The following is a 16,265-nucleotide window of genomic DNA, read 5'->3' as shown; positions in this document are numbered from 1 at the left end:
GATTTCGTCTAGCCTGCCCTTGTCCGGCCCCCGCCGCCGCAACGCCGCAGCCGTTCCATGTCCGCGACGTTGGCGAAATCCGCATCCTGCATCAGCCGCGCATCCATGGCCTGCGCGGCGTTCGACAGGACCGGATGAACGGACAGGGAGGTCAGCGCCTTTCGCAAACGAACCGCGCTGGTCAGATCGTGGGCGCCGTGGCGCACCACGGGGCCGAAGATGTCGTCCAGCAGATCGTCCGCCGACAAGGGCTCAGCCAGCACGCGGTCGCAGGGCGCCCGATCGTCCGGCGTCGTTTCGGCCCACAGGTCCAGAAGCCGCACCCCCGAACCGATCACGCCGACGACAGTGCCGATGTCGTTGACGGCGGCCGACAAGGCCTTGTCCGCGATCTCGCCCAGCACGATCAGGCCGTAGCGGGGATCCTGGTCGAACGACCGTTCGCGCCCCAGGGAGAAGGCCGTCTGCACCGCGTCCGCATCGACGGCCTCGCCGCTCAGCCGGGCCAGAGGCTCGCCGCGCATGACGAAGGCGCCGGGGCGGGCGATCACCTGTATCCGCCCCTCGGCCCGCTCGGCCGTGGCTTGCAGACGTTGAACGTCCACGTTCAGCACATAGCCGGTCTGGGGCGCGGTCACGACCGGCCCCTGGTCCAGGACGCCGGACGAGGCCCCCATTCGGGGTCGTCTCGCCTCGGCCGTCAGGGCGGCCTGGGCCTCGGCCTCGATCCGCTCGACCGTGTGGCTTAACCGCGCCAGCCGCGTCAGTCGGCTGACCCAGGTCAGCAGGCGAAACGCGACCAGGGCGACCACGACCAGGCTGAACACGAAGATGATCGCCCGGCCGCCCGGCCCGTAATACTGCGCATTGATCGCCGTGACCCCGACGATGGCGTAGAGAAAGGCGCCGACGAAGGTGGCCAGCGCCTTCTGGGTGCTTTCGTCGCCGGTGATCAGAGCGGCGGCGCGGGGCGTCGCGGCGCTGGATACGCTGGTATAGGCCGTGACCATGGCCCCCAGCGAAAAGGTCGCCACGGCCAGCAGGCTGGACGCCAGTATGGTCAGCACCGCCTCGACGGAATCGCCGCCGAACCGCTCGGCCAGCACCGGCGGCGCGAAGGGCGCGCCCCAGGCCGCGGCCAGGGCGGCGACCACGCCCAAGGCGGCGTACAGGCTGGCGCGCCACCACAGCTGGCGCGACATGCGTCGAAACAGGAATATCCAGCGGTTCATTCAGGCCTCCCCTGGTCTCAACGATGGCCAAAGGCCAAGGTTGCCCTTCGCGCACCATTACGAGGGTGGACGGACATTTGTGACAGTCCGGGCCGGGCCAAACCCAGGCCCTGCCATGAAATTACCGCTTTACATGACAGTCCACAGCCCCCATATCCCCGTTTCCGGCGGACCCCGTAGGTCTAACCGTTACGCGCTGCTAACGCCGGTCTGGGTTAACAATTAGCAGGGGGCTACGTGAATTGCGCACGTACCAACTTCCCCTGGACCTGGTCCGTGAGCGGCCTCCTGAACGTCCCGTCGCACTCGTGCGGCCGCGTTCGGTTTCCGTAGCGGCGCGCTGGTTCCAGGATAATTTAAAAGCCGACGTCTTCTATGCGGTGAAGGCGAACCCGTCGCGCTGGGTCATCGAGACCCTGGTCGAGGCAGGCGTTCGCGCCTTCGACGTGGCGTCCATCGCCGAAATCGAACTGGTCCGTTCGGTCAGCGATGACGCGCGCCTGGCCTTCATGCATCCGGTCAAGAGCCGCTCTGCGATCACCAAGGCCTATTTCGACCACGGCGTCCGCACCTTCTCGCTCGACTGCGTGGAAGAGCTGAACAAGATCCTCGACGCCACCGGCGGCGCGGACGACCTGAATCTGATCGTGCGTATGGCCGTTTCGGCCGACGGCGCCGCCTATACCCTGTCGGGCAAATTCGGCGTCTCGTCGGACCAGGCTCCGGCCCTGCTGCTGGCCACGCGCCAGGCGGTAAAGGAAGGGCTGATGGGCGTCAGCTTCCATGTCGGTTCGCAGTGCATGCGCCCCACCGCCTATCAGGCGGCGATGGCCCAGGTCGGTCGGTCGATCAGCCGCGCAGGCGTGATCGTCGACGTGGTTGATGTCGGCGGCGGTTTCCCCTCGGTCTATCCGGGCATGGTCCCGCCGGACATGAGCGAATACGCCGACGCCATCCATCGCGGCTTCAACGAGATGCCGGTGTCGGAAACGACCGAACTGTGGTGCGAGCCCGGCCGGTCGCTGGTCGCCGAATCCTCGTCGATCCTGGCGCGCGTCGATCTGCGCAAGGGCGACGCCCTGTATCTGAACGACGGCTCATACGGCTCGCTGTTCGATGCGACCCACTCGCGCTGGCCCTTCCCGACCAAGCTGGTCCGGGACGGGGAAAGCTCGGGCGAGCTGAAGGCGTTCCAGTTCTACGGTCCGACCTGCGATTCCATCGACCATATGCCGGGACCCTTCTGGCTGCCGGCCGATGTGCGCGAAGGCGACTTCATCGAGATCGGCATGTTGGGCGCTTACGGCGTCGCGATGTCGACCGGCTTCAACGGCTATGGCGAGCACGATCTCGCCGTGGTCGAGGACGCCCCCATGGCTTCGCTTTATGGTCTGGCCCCGCGCTCCATCCCCACCGTGCGCACCACGGCGGAAGAGAACGCCCGCAAGGTCGTGCGTCTGTCACGTCCCAAGGGTAAGGCCGGTCAGCGCAAGTCGCGCCGGAAGTAGGGCGCTTCAACCCAATCCGTCATCCTCGGGCTCGACCCGAGGATCGGGCCATCCGCGTCTTCTCTGTCGGAAGTCATGCGGCTGCGTATCCGACCCTCGGATCAAGTCCGAGGGTGACGGCTTGAGGTTGGGAGTCTATCGGTCCTGTCGGTCGCTCCGTCCCGGCACGTCTGCTTGTTCGACGGGCGCTCAAATCACAGGGTAACCGCCGAAATGAACGCTCCCGCCTCGTCCAACACCAAGGCGCAGTTGCTGCAGAACATCGTCGAGCATGTCGACATCACCAGCTTCGATGCGCGTCCGATCATCGATTCCATGCGCAAGATGTCGTTCAGCAGCCGGGACACCGCCCGCGCCGCCGACATCTTGTCGATGGCCATCGAGGATGCGGACTGCTCGCCCTGGCTGATCCTGGCCGGCTCGACTTCGGCCGGCGGCTGCATGGACGTGTACCGCGACATGGTGAAGTTCGGCATGGTCGACGCCGTGGTCGCCACCGGCGCCTCCATCGTCGATATGGATTTCTTCGAGGCCCTGGGCTTCAAACACTATCAGGCCGCCGGTCAGGTCGATGACAACGTGCTGCGCGAAAACTACATCGACCGCATCTACGACACCTATATCGACGAGGAAGAGCTTCAGGCCTGCGACCACACCATTCTGGAGATCGCCAATCGGCTGGAGCCGCGCGGCTATTCCAGCCGCGAGTTCATCTGGGAAATGGGCAAATGGCTGAGCGAGGGCAACGCCAAAAAGCCCGGCTGCCTGATCCAGACCGCCTATGAAGAGGGCGTGCCGATCTTCTGCCCGGCCTTCGTCGACTCGTCCGCCGGTTTCGGCCTGGTCAAGCACCAGAAGGAACGGGCGGCCGCCGGTCAGCCCTATCTGATGCTGGACGCCATCGCCGACTTCCGCGAACTGACCGACATCAAGATCGCGGCGGGCGTCACCGGCCTGTTCATGGTCGGCGGCGGCGTGCCCAAGAACTTCGCCCAGGACACCGTCGTCTGCGCCGAAATCCTGGGCGTCGAGGCCGAGATGCACCGCTATGCGGTCCAGATCACCGTCGCCGATGTCCGCGACGGCGCCTGCTCGTCGTCCACGCTGAAAGAGGCGGCGTCTTGGGGCAAGGTCCAGACCACCCACGAACAGATGGTCTTCGCCGAAGCCACCACCGTCGTCCCCCTGATCGCCTCCGACGCCTACCACCGCGGCGCCTGGAAGGCCCGCGACAAGCGCCGCTGGAACAAGCTGTTCGGCAAATAGTCGAAGATAGAAACCGCTGGAGCGATCCGGCGGTCTTAGCGTTTCCTCAGCCTTGGCCGCCATGCGTTGCGACCACGGATGACCAGAGCTTGGCGACTTCGCCCAGGCCGTCTTCGAACGCCTTGCGTTCGGCCCTCAGGCGCGCCGCCTCGATAGCGTTCTCGCTGCCCCAGACATTGGAACGCTGATCCTCGGTCGCCGTCGTCTCGCCTGTTCCGTAAACAAAGCCGGTTCGCACATCGATGAGGATGAAGGCGCAGGTGGCGTTCACGACCGCCTTCTTGCTGGGCAGAAAACCGAGAGCGATGGTTTGCAGGGGCCCCAAAGCTGCGCTCTCGGTGCGGAAGCGGGTGTCGATCGTATAGATGAGTATGACGTCCGCCCTCAGCTGGGCGGCGGCGGCGCGCAAGTCGCGGGTGTCCTTCAGGTCTGGCGAGACCAGAAGACGACTTACCGGGGCGACGCCGGAAATCCGCGGCATCTGCGCCAGCCGCGCGAGACTTTCGTCCGTCTCGATATCCCGTGTCGTGACGATGCCGAACGCGCCATTGCCGATGCTGCTGTTGGATGCGGTTCGATAGCCGGCTGAAGCGACGCGCGCGACGGCCAGCCGAGCGGGGAAGACAACGGCCGGTTGACGCGCAAAAGCCGCAGCGATGTCGCCATCCGCCTCGGTGATCGCGCCCAGTTCGACACCGGCGCCGGGCGTCGTATAGGTCGAACAGCCGCACAGCAGAGCCATGCAGGCCGCCAGAATCAATCGCTTCATGGTTTCTCTCCGCCTAACTCCAGGCTGCGGAGAGAGTGGGGCGGAAAAGTGGCGGGGCCGTTAGGCCGCGCAGGCTTCGAACCCCTTGCGCAGTTCGGCTTCGTCCAGATCACGGCCGATGAAGACCGCGCGGCTCCAGCGGCGTTCGGCGACGCCCCATTCGCGTTGCAGATCGCCTTCCAGGATCATGTGAACGGCCTGGAAGACCAGGCGGCGGTCCTCGCCCTTCAGGTCGATTATGCCCTTGGCGCGAAGGATGTTCTGGCCCTGCTCGCCCAGCAGCTTGTCCAGCCAGGCCGTGAACTTGCCCCCGTCCAGCGGGCGGTCCAGCGACAGGGAGATGCCCTTGATGTCGTCCTGGTGCGCGTGACCTCGCGCCCCATGAGCGTGGTCGTGGTCGTGGTGATCATGCCCATGGTCATGGTCATGATGGTGGTGGTCGTGGCCGCAGTGTTCGTCATGCACATGGCCGTCTGCGCCGTGGGGTGGGTTCACCCAGTCGGGCTTCACCTCCAGAATCCGGTCCAGGTCGAAGGCGTGCAGGCCCAGCACCTGGTCCAGCGGCACGTTGGAGCGTTCCGCGCGCACGATGGGGGCCAGCGGGTTCAGCGCCCGCAGACGCGCCTCGACCGCGTCCAGTTCGTCCGCCGTCGCCAGATCGACCTTGTTCAGGATGATCCGGTCGGCGAAGGCCACCTGTTCGCGCGCCTCTTTCGAATCGTCCAGCCGCGCCATCACATGTTTGGCGTCGACCAGGGCGGTGACGCTGTCCAACTGGGTCTTGGCCTTGACGTCCTCGTCGACGAAGAAGGTTTGGGCCACCGGGCCGGGGTCGGCCAGACCCGTCGTCTCCACGATGATGGCGTCGAAGGCGGGCTTTCCGGGGCGTTGACGCTTCATCAGGCCCGCGACGACGCGGATCAGGTCGCCGCGCACCGTGCAGCAGACGCAGCCGTTGTTCATTTCGAACACGTCCTCGTCGGCGCCGACCACCAGGTCGTTGTCGATGCCGATCTCGCCGAACTCGTTGACGATGACGGCGTATCGCTTGCCGTGGTCCTCGGTCAGGATCCGGTTCAGCAGCGTCGTCTTGCCCGCGCCGAGATAGCCGGTCAGGACGGTGACGGGGATTTTTCCGCTGGACGCAGCGGTCGAGGCGGGGGCGGCGAGGGTGTCGGTCATAGGCCGCTAGATGGCGGCTGCGTCCCCGCTTGAAAAGGGGGCTTTAGGCCTTCTTGACGAACTCGGTGCGCAGGACCAGGCCGCGCACCTTTTCCACATTGGCCTCGATCTCGTCGGGATCGCCGGTCAAGCGGATGTTCTTGACCATCGTGCCGCGCTTCAGCGTCACGCCGCCCGACCCCTTGACCTTCAGGTCCTTGATCAGGGTCACGCTGTCGCCGTCGGCCAGGATGTTGCCGTTGGAGTCTTTGGTCACGTCTTCGGTCATGGCCAAGCTTCTAGCGCCCGGCGGTCCGAATATCCATACGGCAAGCGCGGGATTTCGCCTCAGGCGTCAGGAACGTTCGCGTCCAGTTCGTCCAGCCACACCCGCGCATTGCCGTCCGACGGCGCCCGCCAGTCGCCGCGCGGCGACAGAGAGCCGCCGGTCACCACCTTGGGGCCGTTGGGCAGGGCCGAGCGTTTGAACTGGGCGGTCTGGAAGAAGCGGATCAGGAACTTCCTCAGCCAGGCCTTGATGGTCGCCAGATCATAGTCGACCTTTTCGTTCTCGGGCGTATTGGCGGGCCATTCGCCCACGGTCCGGTCGCCCCAGGCCTGATGCGCCAGGAAGGCGACCTTGGACGGCGCCAGGCCGAACCGGCTGATGTAGAAGAGGAAGAAGTCGTTCAGCGCATAGGGGCCGACCGTTCCCTCGGTCGACTGGATCACCCCGTCCTTGGCCGGCACCAGTTCGGGCGAAATCTCCGTGTCCAGAATGGCGTGCAGCGTCTCGCGCGCCGTGTCGCCGATCAGGTCGCCCCCCGCCACCCAGCGGATCAGGTGCCGGATCAGCGTCTTCGCCACCCCGCCGTTGACATTATAGTGGCTCATATGGTCGCCGACGCCATAGGTGGCCCAGCCCAGCGCCAGTTCCGACAGGTCGCCGGTCCCCAGGACGAACGCCTTGTTCTGGTTCGCCAGCCGGAACAGATAGTCGGTCCTGAGGCCCGCCTGCACGTTCTCGAAGGTGATGTCGTGGACCGGCTGACCCTCGGCGTAGGCGTGGCCGATGTCCTTGAACATCTGTTCGGCGGCGGGGCGAATGTCGATCTCGGCGCCCGTCACGCCCAGCGCGTTCATCAGCGCCCAGGCGTTGGATTTCGTCCCGTCCGATGTCGCGAACCCCGGCATCGTATAGGCCAGGATGCTGGTCCTCGGCAGGTCCAGCCGGTCGAAGGCGCGGCAGGCGACCAGCAGGGCCTGGGTCGAATCCAGCCCGCCGGACACCCCGATGACCAGCGACCTGGCCCCCGTCGCCGTCATCCGGCGCATCAGCCCCTGCACCTGGATGTTGAACGCCTCGTAGCAGTCCTGATCCAGCCGCCCGGCGTCGTCGGGCACGAAGGGGAAGCGGTCCAGCGGCCGGATCAGTTCGCTGGCCTCATGGTCCTCGCGCGCCAGGAAGGGCACGACGGTCGCCGCCTCGCCCTCGTTCCGGGCGCATTCGCTGAAGGTGCCGTTCCGCAGGCGGTCCAGCCCGATCCGGTCCACGTCCACGTCGGCGATCGTCAGATGGTTCTCCAGCGCGAACCGCTGCCCTTCCGCCAGTTTGGCGCCCAGTTCGTGGATCGTCGCCTGACCGTCCCAGGCCAGGTCTGTGGTCGATTCGCCCCAGCCCGAGGCGGCGAAGACATAGGCTGACAGGGTGCGCGCCGAATGGCTGGCGCTCAGCATCGCCCGCTCGTCCGCCTTGCCGATGACGATGTTGGACGCCGACAGGTTCAAGAGGATGCGCGCGCCCGCCAGCGCCGCGCGCGTCGAGGGCGGCAGCGGCGCCCAATAGTCCTCGCAGATTTCGACCGCGAAAACGAAGCCCGGCCGGTTCGCCGCCTCGAAGATCAGGCCCGGCGCGAAATCCACCGTCTCGCCGTTCAGACGGATCACGTCCTCGGTCCGCGCCGTCGCCGGGGCGAACCAGCGTTTCTCATAATATTCGCGATAGTTGGGCAGATAGGTCTTGGGAACCACGCCCAGCACCTCGCCCCCGCCCATCACCACGGCGCAGTTGAACAGGGCGTCGCCGCTGCGGATCGGCGCGCCGACCACGCAGATCAGATCGGCGTCCGCCGTCGTCTCGGCCAGCACGGCGATCTGCCGTTCCACCTCGTCCAGCAGGGCCGCCTGCATGTGCAGATCGTCGATGGCGTAGGCCGACAGCGAAAGCTCGGGAAAGACCATCAGGTCCGCGCCCTGTTCACCCGCCTGCCGGATCAGGGCGATATGTTCGGCGGCGTTGGCCCTGGGGTCGCCGACGTGGCTGATCGGGGTCGCCGCCGCCACCCGTACGAAGCCGTGGGTCTTGGGCGAATGGAAGGCGTGGGGTTCGGACATCGGGCTTTTCCGTTGATCCCGGCGCGCGCCGGTCCTCAAGCCCTCATATAGGCGAGAAACGGGCGCGCGGGCGAGATGCCCCACAGGCGGAAACGCCCCCCGGCCGAAACCGGGGAACGTCGGATCAATCCGCCAGCTCGGTGATGAAGATGGTGGCCGAGACGGGTTTGTCGGCATAGGCGCCGACCCAGATTTCATAAACGCCGCTGTCGGGGTTGTTCAGCCGGATGGCCGGGTCCACGCCGCCGCCGCTGTCGTCGTCGCAGTACCAGCGGCCGTTGGCGCCGTTGATGACCAGGGTGGTGTCTTCGCTGGAGCCGACCTTGATGACCAGGGGCAAGGAGCCGGCGTCATAGGTCAGGCGCATCCTTGGGGAAGAGGGCGTGGCGAAATGCCTCTGGCGCGCTATGTCCGTGCGGTCTTCTCGCGAATGCGGATGACGCGCGGCTCCGTCATCGCTAAAGCCATCCCATGACCGACACGCCGAAAAAAGGCTGGTTCCAGCGCCTGTCCGCTGGGCTCTCGCGCTCCTCCAAACAGATGACCGATCAGGTCGTCGCGACCTTCGTCAAGGAACCCCTGTCGGAGGCCTCGCTGGAGCAGTTGGAAGAGCATCTGCTGGAAAGCGATCTTGGCCCCGCCGCCTCGGCCCGCATCGTCGAGCGTTTTCGCGGCCTGAAGTTCGGCAAGGATGCGCCCGAACGCGAGGTCAAGGAGGCGTTGGCCGAGGCGGTCGCCGCCGAACTATCGCCGCGTCAGGCGACCTTTGACCCGCTGAGCGGCCCCAAACCCTATGTCGTCCTGTTCGTGGGCGTGAACGGCTCGGGCAAGACCACGACCCTGGGCAAGATCGCCGCCGACCTGACCGGCAGGGGCGCCAAGGTGATGATCGTCGCCGGCGACACCTTCCGCGCCGCCGCGCGTGAGCAGCTGAAGGTCTGGGCCGAACGGGCCGGGGCCGATTTCGAAAGCCGTCGCGACGGAGCGGACGCCGCCGGTCTGGCCTTCGACGCCTATCAGAAGGCGAGGGCCGAAGGGTACGACGTCGTCCTGATCGACACGGCCGGACGGCTGCAGAACAAGTCGGCCCTGATGGATGAACTGCTCAAGATTGTCCGGGTGCTGAAGAAGGTCGATCCCGAGGCGCCGCACGACACGCTTCTGGTCCTGGACGCCACCGTGGGCAGGAACGCCCTGGCCCAGGAGCAGATTTTCGGCCGCACGGCCTTCGTCACCGGCGTCGTCATGACCAAGCTGGACGGCACGGCGCGCGGCGGGGTGCTGGTCCCCGTGGCCCAGGCGTCCGACGCGCCCCTGATGCTGATCGGCGTGGGCGAGGGGGTCGAGGACCTGCAGCCGTTCGACGCCCGTGCATTTTCCCGCTCGCTGGTGGGACTGGAAGACTGAGATGACTGACGCCGCCCCCGTTCCCGCGCCCCCGTCCGCACCCAAGAACCGCCAGTGGATAAGGCAGGTCGTCGACTTCGGCGCCCTGGCCGCCTTCATGGTCAGCTATTTCGTCACCCGGGACATGATCCTGGCGACCTGGGTGCTGGTCTTCGCATCGGCCGTGGCCCTGGCGGTCGGGTTCGCGGTCGAGCGCCGGTTCGCGCCCCTGCCGCTGATCACCGGCCTGTTCGCCCTGGTGTTCGGCCTGCTGACCGTCTTCACCCACGACGACCTGTATGTGAAGCTGAAGCTGACGGTGCAGAACGGGCTTCTGGCCGTGATCCTGCTGGGGTCGATCCCGTTGAAGAAATATCCGTTCAAGGCGCTGCTGGGGTCGGCGATCAAGGTCAATGACGCGGCGTGGCGCAAGCTGACCCTGCGCTATGGGCTCTATTTCCTGACGGTCGCCATACTGAATGAGATCTTCCGCAGCCCCGCCGCCGTGACCGCCATCTGGCACGCCCTTGGCCGCGATACGCCGAACCCGAACGACGTCTGGGCCAGCTTCCGCGGCGTGCTGTGGATTTCGGCCTCGGTCTTTGGTCTGTCGCAGGTTCCGTTGATCATGAAGAACATGATCAAGGACGAGCAGCCGGGCCCCATCTCTCCTGACACCGGACTGTGAAATCCGCGTGCTGAAGGTCATCGCCCAGGACTTCATCAGGCCTGAACATATCGAGGCGGTCCTGCCGCTCTATCGCGAATTGATCGAGCGGACGCGGCAGGAGCCGGGCTGCATCGCCTATGATCTGTTTGTGGATCACAAGGACCCCGGCCATTTCGTCTTCATCGAGGAATGGTCGGACCGGGCGGCGCTGGACGCCCACTGCCGGACCGACCATTTCACGCGGCTGGTTCCGATGGTCGACGCTCATCAGTCCAAGCCCGGAACCTATATATTGATGGACAGGTTTGACGCCTGACGTGAGGTGGGACGGCTGCGACGCGCCTACAGACAAATTGTCGCACAACCTACATACTTCCCCCGTCAAAACGTAAAGCGTCGCTGGTACGGGTTCGGACGAAACATTCGGGGACGGTCTCATGGTCAAGGCGGGTAAGCTGGCGAAACGGGTGGGGCCGTTGGGAACCTCGCCCAGCCATCTGATGCATCGCGCCCTGCAGTTGGCGCTGGACATCTATTCGGAAGAGACGGGACCGGACGGGCTGACCCAGCGTCAGTTCGCCGTGCTGGAGGCGGTGTCCCTGAAAGCGGGTCTGACCCAGACCGAACTGGTCCGCATGACCGGCATCGACCGTTCGACCCTGGCCGATCTGGTCACCCGCATGACCGCCAAGGGCCTGCTGGAGCGCGAACGTTCGACCCTGGACGCGCGCGCCAAGGCGGTTCGCCTGTCGACGGAGGGCGCAGAGCGCCTGGAGGCCGCCCGTCCGCTGGTCGAGGCGGCGGACAAGCGGATCATGGGCCTGTTGCCCAAGGGGCAGCGCGAGAGCTTCCTGGCGCAACTGGCCGAGTTGGCCGCCGCCGCCGACGCCGCCCCCGACGCCGCCAAGGCCGAGGCCAAGGCCGCCAAGAAGGCGTTGAAGACGGCCGAGAAGGAAACAAGGAAGGCCGAAAAGGCGGCGCGCAAGGCCGACCGCCCGGCCAAGGCGCCCAAGGTCAAGAAGCCCAAGCTGAAGCTGGTGGAGCCGCTCTAGCTCGACCGCACATCCTTCCGGCGCCGAGCATCGCCGGGAAGCCGGGCTGTCGTCGCCCTGCCGACCGCTTCGGGCGCCCTGGAATGACGACCAGCCGAGCTGCGACGATTTCGACGCCGTCAGGTCTTCCTGCGCAGCCGTTTGGCGTTGGCCGTGGCGGTCTTGTGGATCGGCGCGACCGCATCGGCCTGGGCCCTCATCAGGGCGTCGTTCAACGTCAGGGCCTGGTTCGCCGCGCGGTTCCACCATCCCAGGGCATAGCGGAATTGCGCCTCGGCCGCCTGGGCCGGCGTGCGTGCGCCGCCGATCGCGGCGGCGGCCTGCAGCGCCAGGGCGCCTTCGTCCATTGCGGCTTGACCCAGACGTCGGCCGATGGCCCCGGCGCTGGCGGCGACGGCCCCGGCCGAGGCGGTCAGGGCCTCGGCCTTCTCGGAACCCATCAGCGACAGTTCCTTCAGGTCCTGACCCTTGGCGCTGGTCAGCCCCTGCGCCATCCGTCCGGTGCGGGCCGCGATCACCTCGGCGGAGGCGGCCAGCAGTTCGGCCCCGACGACGGCGGCGTCAGCGACGGTGGGGGTCCGGCGGCTCAGGACGCGACCTCCGGCTGGACTTCGGCGGCGAAGGCCGCGACGTCGCCGAGCAGGGCGGGGATGGCTGAATCGATGATCTGTCGGCCCTTTTCCGGGCTGGCCTGGGCGGGGTCCGAGCCGATCCGGCCGTCCGGGAAGCGGGCGCGATAGTCCAGGGCGTCGCGGATCGGGCCGCTGGGCGCGATCCGGGGGCTGTAGTCGGCCGTCTTGATGCGGTCGGGATAGGCGGCCTGCGTGACCGCGATCTCTGACGGGGTGGCGTGCATCCCATGGCCGGTCGGGAACAGGCGGTTGCACAGCCCATGCACGCCGGGCAGGTCCCACCAGTTCTTCAACTTGAGAATGAAGGGGGGTTGGTCCTCGACGAAGCTCCACTCGGCGTAGATTTCCGAGAGGGTCGCCTCGATGGTGGCGACGTTGCCGCCGTGACCGTTCAGGAAGTAGATCCGCTCGAACCCGTGTCGGCTCAGCGACGAGACCCAGTCGGTGATCGCCGCCATGAAGGTCGAGGGGCGCAAGGATATGGTGCCGGCGAAGGCCAGATGGTGCTGGGCCATGCCGATATTGAAGGTCGGGGCCACGATCAGGTTGGCATCGGTCTTCTCGGCCTCGTGGGCGATGATCTCGGGACACAGCCAGTCGGTGCCCAGAAGACCGGTCGGCCCGTGCTGCTCGTTGGAGCCGATCGGCACGACCACCGTCCTGGACAACGGCCCGCCATCGTTCAGTCGCGCGTCGATCTCGGGCCAGGACGACAGGTGGATCAGCATGAAGACGCTCTCAGGCTACAGGATGGGCGGAGTCTAGCGCGCCGGGATCAGGAAGTCTTCGCCTTGGACGACGGCTTATGGGCGGCCACGAAGATGCGCGCCGCCTCCCTGGCCCGCGCCGCGCGCTTGTCTGGCGCCAACTGCGGCACGTCCAGCATGGCGCGCAGATGGCCGTGGCCCAGCACCAGGCCGGAGAACATTTCGGCCGCCTGCTCGGGATCGGCCACATCCAGCCGGCCCAGCCGCGTCTGCTCGGCCAGCCAGGCCGCCATTTCCCTCAGGCTTTGGCGCGGCCCGGATTCATAAATGGCGCGCGCGATGTCCGGCGCCTCGACCGACACCAGGGCCACGCCGCGCATCGAACCCACCTTGTCGGCGCTGCACACCCGGTTCAGCAACGTCAGGGCCAGGTTTTCCAGCACCGTCTGCGGATCGCCGGCGGTGCGCAGGGGCGCCACGATGTCCTCCACCCGTTTGGCGGCCAGGGCCTGGGCGATCTCCAGCTTGGAGGCGAAACGGTTGTAGACCGTCTGTTTGGACACGCCCGCCCTTGTGGCGATCTCGTTCATCTTGGCCTGCAGACCCTTGTCGGCGAACAGGGCGGCGGCGGCGTCCAGGATCGCCTCGCTCTTCTTCTCGTCCACCTGTCCGCGACGGCGCGCCATCAGTGGGCGTCCGAGGGCGGGGCGCCGGCCTGGGCCTTGACCGGCTGGGCCAGCAGGGTGACGAAGGCCGCCCCCGCGCACATCACCCCCAACAGGGCGAAGGCGTCGCCGAACGCCATGGTCGTCGCCTGACGCTGCAGGATGCCATAGATGGCCTTCATCGCCGAGGCGGCCGGGTCGATGGTGCCGGCGAAGCGCTGGGTCATGCCGGCCAGCATCTGACGCACCGCCTGGTCGCCCTGGCCTATGGCGCTGGTCAGTTCGGTCATGTGCAGGGCGGTGTTGGAGGTCAGGCTGGTGTTCAGTATGGCCAGGCCAAAGGCCCCGCCGACGTTGCGCGCCAGATTCACCAGCCCCGATGCGTTCTTGATCATGTGCGGCGGCAGGGTGGCCATCGTCACCTGCTGCGAGGCGATCATGGCCAGCATTACCCCTATGCCTCGGAAGGCCTGGACCGAGGCGAACTCCCAGAAGCCCCAGGTCTCGGTGACGAGCCGCGCCTCCCACATGCCCCAGGCGCACATCATGAAGCCGCCGAACATCAGGATACGGGCATCCATCTTGCGCACCAGCCGTCCCGCAAAGGGGGCGGTGGCGAACATGGCCAGGCCGGAGACGACCATGGTGGTGCCGACCTCGGACGAGGAATAGTGCAGCACCCGACCCAGGAACAGCGGCAGCAGGAAGGTGCCGCCGAACAGGGCGAACCCGACGATGAAGGTCATGATGAAGCCGACCAGGAAGTTGCGGTTGGCGAAGGCGCGCAGCTCTACGATCGGCTGGCGATAGGTCAACGAGCGCCAGACGAAGATCGGCCCGGCGACCGCCGCCACCACCGAAAGCAGCAGGATGTGGGTGTCGTCGAACCAGTCGTTCTTGGCCCCTTCCTCCAGCACGAACTGCATCGACATCAGGAAGGCGGCCATGAAGCCCAGCCCCCACCAGTCGAACCCCTTGGCCAGGGACGGATCGCCCTTGTCGAAGTTGGCGTAGCGGCCGACCAGGAACAGCACGATCAGGCCCGGCCCGACATTGATGAAGAACAGCCAGCGCCAGCTCAGCCATTCGGTCAGGTGCCCGCCCAGCGTCGGGCCGACCGTGGGGGCCAGGGTGACGATCAGCCCCATGACCACGCTGGCCGTGACCCGCTTGTCGGGGGGGAAGGCGGTGAAGGCCACGGCGAAGACCGTCGGGATCATGGCCCCGCCGACGAAGCCCTGGATGGCGCGGAACAGGATCATCGTGTCGATGGACGACGACAGGCCGGTGGCGATGCTCATCAGCACGAAGCCGGCGCACGAGGCCAGGAACAATCGCTGCGTGCCCCATAGGCGCGACAGGAAGCCCGACAGCGGGATCATCACCACCTCGGGGATCAGATAGGCGGTCTGGATCCAGCTGATCTCGTCGGCCGAAGCGCCGACGCCCGCCTGGATCTGGGGCAGGGAGGCGGCGACGATCTGGATGTCCAGGATGGCCATGAACTGACCCACCACCATGCCGGCGAAGCCCAGCAGCAGCATGGTCCAGTTGATCTCGGGATGGCCGGCGACGGGGCCCTTGGACGCGGCGGGGGCCCCGCCTTCAGCGGCGGGGGCGGCGGCGGTCACTGGCCTGCGGCTCCTGTCGTCGTGGACGGGGCGGCGGCGGAGGCGACTGCGCCGGTCGCGGCTTCGGCGAAGCTCTGGCCGCCCTGGCTCTTCAGGTCGATCTTGACGTCCACCGACAGGCCCGGTCGCAGGGCCAGGTTCCGGTCGTCGCCGCTGACCACGATCCGCACGGGCACGCGCTGGGTGATCTTGGTGAAGTTGCCGGTGGCGTTCTCGACCGGGATCAGGGCGAATTCCGAGCCGGTGGCGGGGGCGAAGCTGTCGACCCGGCCCTGGATTTTGCGGCCGGGGAAGGCGTCGGCGGAAATCTCGACGGCCTGACCCAGGCGCACCTTGTCCAACTGCGTCTCCTTGAAGTTGGCGACGATATAGGTGTGGGTCAGGGGCACGATGGACAGCAACTGAGTTCCGGCATTCACATACTGGCCGGGGCGGACGCTGCGCGCGCCGACGACGCCTGCGGCGGGGGCGCGGATCACCGTGCGCTCCAGGGCGATGCGCGCCTGATCGACGACGGCGCGGGCCTGTTCGACGGCGGCGACGCTCTGCTGGCGGGTCGAGCCCAGCACGCCGGCGGTGCGCTGTTCGGCGACCAGGGCGGCCTGGGCCTGCTGCACGCTGGCGGCGGCGGTGGCGGCCGAGGCGCGTTCGGTCTGGATGCGTTGTTGCGAGACCCAGCCCTGTTCGGCCAGCCTGCCGTAACGGTCGACCTCGGCGCTGGCCAGGCCGGCCTGTGCGTGGGCTTGGCTGACGGCGGCGGCGCGGGCGGCGATGGTCGCCTGTTCCTGCTCGGCCTGGGCGTCGACGTGCCCCACGGCGGCGAGGGCGGCGGCCAGATTGGCCTCGGCCTGGGCCAACTGGGCCTTCTGGTCGGAATTATCCAGCTTCACCAGAATCTGGCCGGCCTCGACCCGCTGGTTGTCGCCGACCAGAACCTCGGTCACGCGCCCCGACAGCTGCGGGCTGACCAGGGTGGTGTCGGCCTGGACAAAGGCGTTGTCGGTGCTCTCCCACCGCTGGCCGTTCAGCCACCAGATCGCGCCGCCAACGATCAGCGCGAGGCCGACGATCACCGCCGCGATCAGCGGCAGACGTTTCTTGAGTGCAGGCGACATGGGGAAATCCGGGGGAGGGGTGCGACCGATTGAAGCGGCGCTAAAATGGACTTCATCGTCCAGAAATCAATGACCCT

17 protein-coding genes are annotated in these 16,265 nt (G+C 66.9%); 6 read left to right on the top strand and 11 right to left on the bottom strand.

Annotated features, from left to right (window positions below; genetic code table 11):
• Positions 1–8 precede the first annotated feature (8 nt).
• Positions 9–1,232, bottom strand: a complete 1,224-nt coding sequence (locus P0Y50_02840) for a DUF2254 domain-containing protein (GenBank protein WEK40560.1) — start codon at positions 1,230–1,232, stop codon at positions 9–11.
• A gap of 242 nt (positions 1,233–1,474) precedes the next feature.
• Between P0Y50_02840 and P0Y50_02835 the strand changes: the two genes are divergently transcribed.
• Both P0Y50_02835 and P0Y50_02830 read left to right on the top strand, forming a co-directional pair.
• Positions 1,475–2,740: a type III PLP-dependent enzyme gene (locus P0Y50_02835; GenBank protein ID WEK40559.1), complete on the top strand. Its 1,266-nt coding sequence runs from the start codon at positions 1,475–1,477 to the stop codon at positions 2,738–2,740.
• Positions 2,741–2,953: 213 nt separating this feature from the next.
• Entirely contained in the window at positions 2,954–4,006 is a 1,053-nt protein-coding gene (locus P0Y50_02830) for a deoxyhypusine synthase (protein ID WEK40558.1), read from the top strand.
• A 46-nt stretch (positions 4,007–4,052) separates the two neighbouring features.
• Here P0Y50_02830 and P0Y50_02825 read toward each other — a convergent pair whose 3' ends face one another.
• From P0Y50_02825 to P0Y50_02805, 5 genes are all read right to left on the bottom strand, one after another.
• Positions 4,053–4,775, bottom strand: a complete 723-nt coding sequence (locus P0Y50_02825) for a hypothetical protein (protein WEK40557.1) — start codon at positions 4,773–4,775, stop codon at positions 4,053–4,055.
• Positions 4,776–4,835: 60 nt separating this feature from the next.
• On the bottom strand, positions 4,836–5,957 hold the full coding sequence (locus tag P0Y50_02820; GenBank protein ID WEK40556.1) for a GTP-binding protein: 1,122 nt from the start codon (positions 5,955–5,957) through the stop codon (positions 4,836–4,838).
• Positions 5,958–6,000: 43 nt separating this feature from the next.
• Entirely contained in the window at positions 6,001–6,225 is a 225-nt protein-coding gene (locus tag P0Y50_02815; protein WEK40555.1) for an alkylphosphonate utilization protein, read from the bottom strand.
• Positions 6,226–6,284: 59 nt separating this feature from the next.
• Positions 6,285–8,330 carry an NAD(+) synthase gene (locus P0Y50_02810; protein ID WEK40554.1) on the bottom strand — a complete coding sequence of 682 codons (2,046 nt, stop codon included), beginning with the start codon at positions 8,328–8,330 and terminating at the stop codon, positions 6,285–6,287.
• A gap of 124 nt (positions 8,331–8,454) precedes the next feature.
• Positions 8,455–8,697 carry a hypothetical protein gene (locus P0Y50_02805; protein ID WEK40553.1) on the bottom strand — a complete coding sequence of 81 codons (243 nt, stop codon included), beginning with the start codon at positions 8,695–8,697 and terminating at the stop codon, positions 8,455–8,457.
• Between the two features lie 104 nt (positions 8,698–8,801).
• On the opposite strand from P0Y50_02805, the gene ftsY reads away from it, so the two are divergent.
• From ftsY to P0Y50_02785, 4 genes are all read left to right on the top strand, one after another.
• On the top strand, positions 8,802–9,737 hold the full coding sequence (ftsY, locus tag P0Y50_02800) for a signal recognition particle-docking protein FtsY (protein ID WEK40552.1): 936 nt from the start codon (positions 8,802–8,804) through the stop codon (positions 9,735–9,737).
• A 1-nt stretch (position 9,738) separates the two neighbouring features.
• The gene (locus P0Y50_02795) at positions 9,739–10,404 is read left to right on the top strand and encodes a septation protein IspZ (GenBank protein WEK40551.1); all 666 of its coding nucleotides are present in this window, start codon (positions 9,739–9,741) and stop codon (positions 10,402–10,404) included.
• Between the two features lie 7 nt (positions 10,405–10,411).
• Complete coding sequence (locus P0Y50_02790; protein ID WEK40550.1) at positions 10,412–10,702, top strand: putative quinol monooxygenase; 291 nt, start codon at positions 10,412–10,414, stop codon at positions 10,700–10,702.
• Between the two features lie 121 nt (positions 10,703–10,823).
• Complete coding sequence (locus P0Y50_02785; protein WEK40549.1) at positions 10,824–11,438, top strand: MarR family transcriptional regulator; 615 nt, start codon at positions 10,824–10,826, stop codon at positions 11,436–11,438.
• 119 nt (positions 11,439–11,557) lie between these two features.
• On the opposite strand, the gene P0Y50_02780 is transcribed toward P0Y50_02785, so the two are convergent.
• The 5 genes from P0Y50_02780 to P0Y50_02760 all read right to left on the bottom strand — a co-directional run bounded on the left by P0Y50_02780 (position 11,558) and on the right by P0Y50_02760 (position 16,188).
• Positions 11,558–11,956, bottom strand: a complete 399-nt coding sequence (locus P0Y50_02780; protein WEK40548.1) for a phasin family protein — start codon at positions 11,954–11,956, stop codon at positions 11,558–11,560.
• Between the two features lie 68 nt (positions 11,957–12,024).
• Positions 12,025–12,798, bottom strand: a complete 774-nt coding sequence (locus P0Y50_02775; protein ID WEK40547.1) for a creatininase family protein — start codon at positions 12,796–12,798, stop codon at positions 12,025–12,027.
• A gap of 47 nt (positions 12,799–12,845) precedes the next feature.
• Positions 12,846–13,463 carry a TetR/AcrR family transcriptional regulator gene (locus tag P0Y50_02770; protein WEK40546.1) on the bottom strand — a complete coding sequence of 206 codons (618 nt, stop codon included), beginning with the start codon at positions 13,461–13,463 and terminating at the stop codon, positions 12,846–12,848.
• Positions 13,463–15,073: a DHA2 family efflux MFS transporter permease subunit gene (locus tag P0Y50_02765; protein ID WEK40545.1), complete on the bottom strand. Its 1,611-nt coding sequence runs from the start codon at positions 15,071–15,073 to the stop codon at positions 13,463–13,465. Before P0Y50_02765 ends, P0Y50_02770 begins: the two co-directional genes overlap by 1 nt.
• Entirely contained in the window at positions 15,070–16,188 is a 1,119-nt protein-coding gene (locus tag P0Y50_02760) for an HlyD family secretion protein (GenBank protein ID WEK40544.1), read from the bottom strand. Before P0Y50_02760 ends, P0Y50_02765 begins: the two co-directional genes overlap by 4 nt.
• Positions 16,189–16,265: the final 77 nt, after the last annotated feature.

The sequence above is a fragment of the Candidatus Brevundimonas colombiensis genome (assembly GCA_029202665.1).
Classification (GTDB): domain Bacteria; phylum Pseudomonadota; class Alphaproteobacteria; order Caulobacterales; family Caulobacteraceae; genus Brevundimonas; species Brevundimonas colombiensis.
Note: the sequence above shows the minus strand (reverse complement) of the source record. Positions and strands in the feature narration are given on the sequence as shown.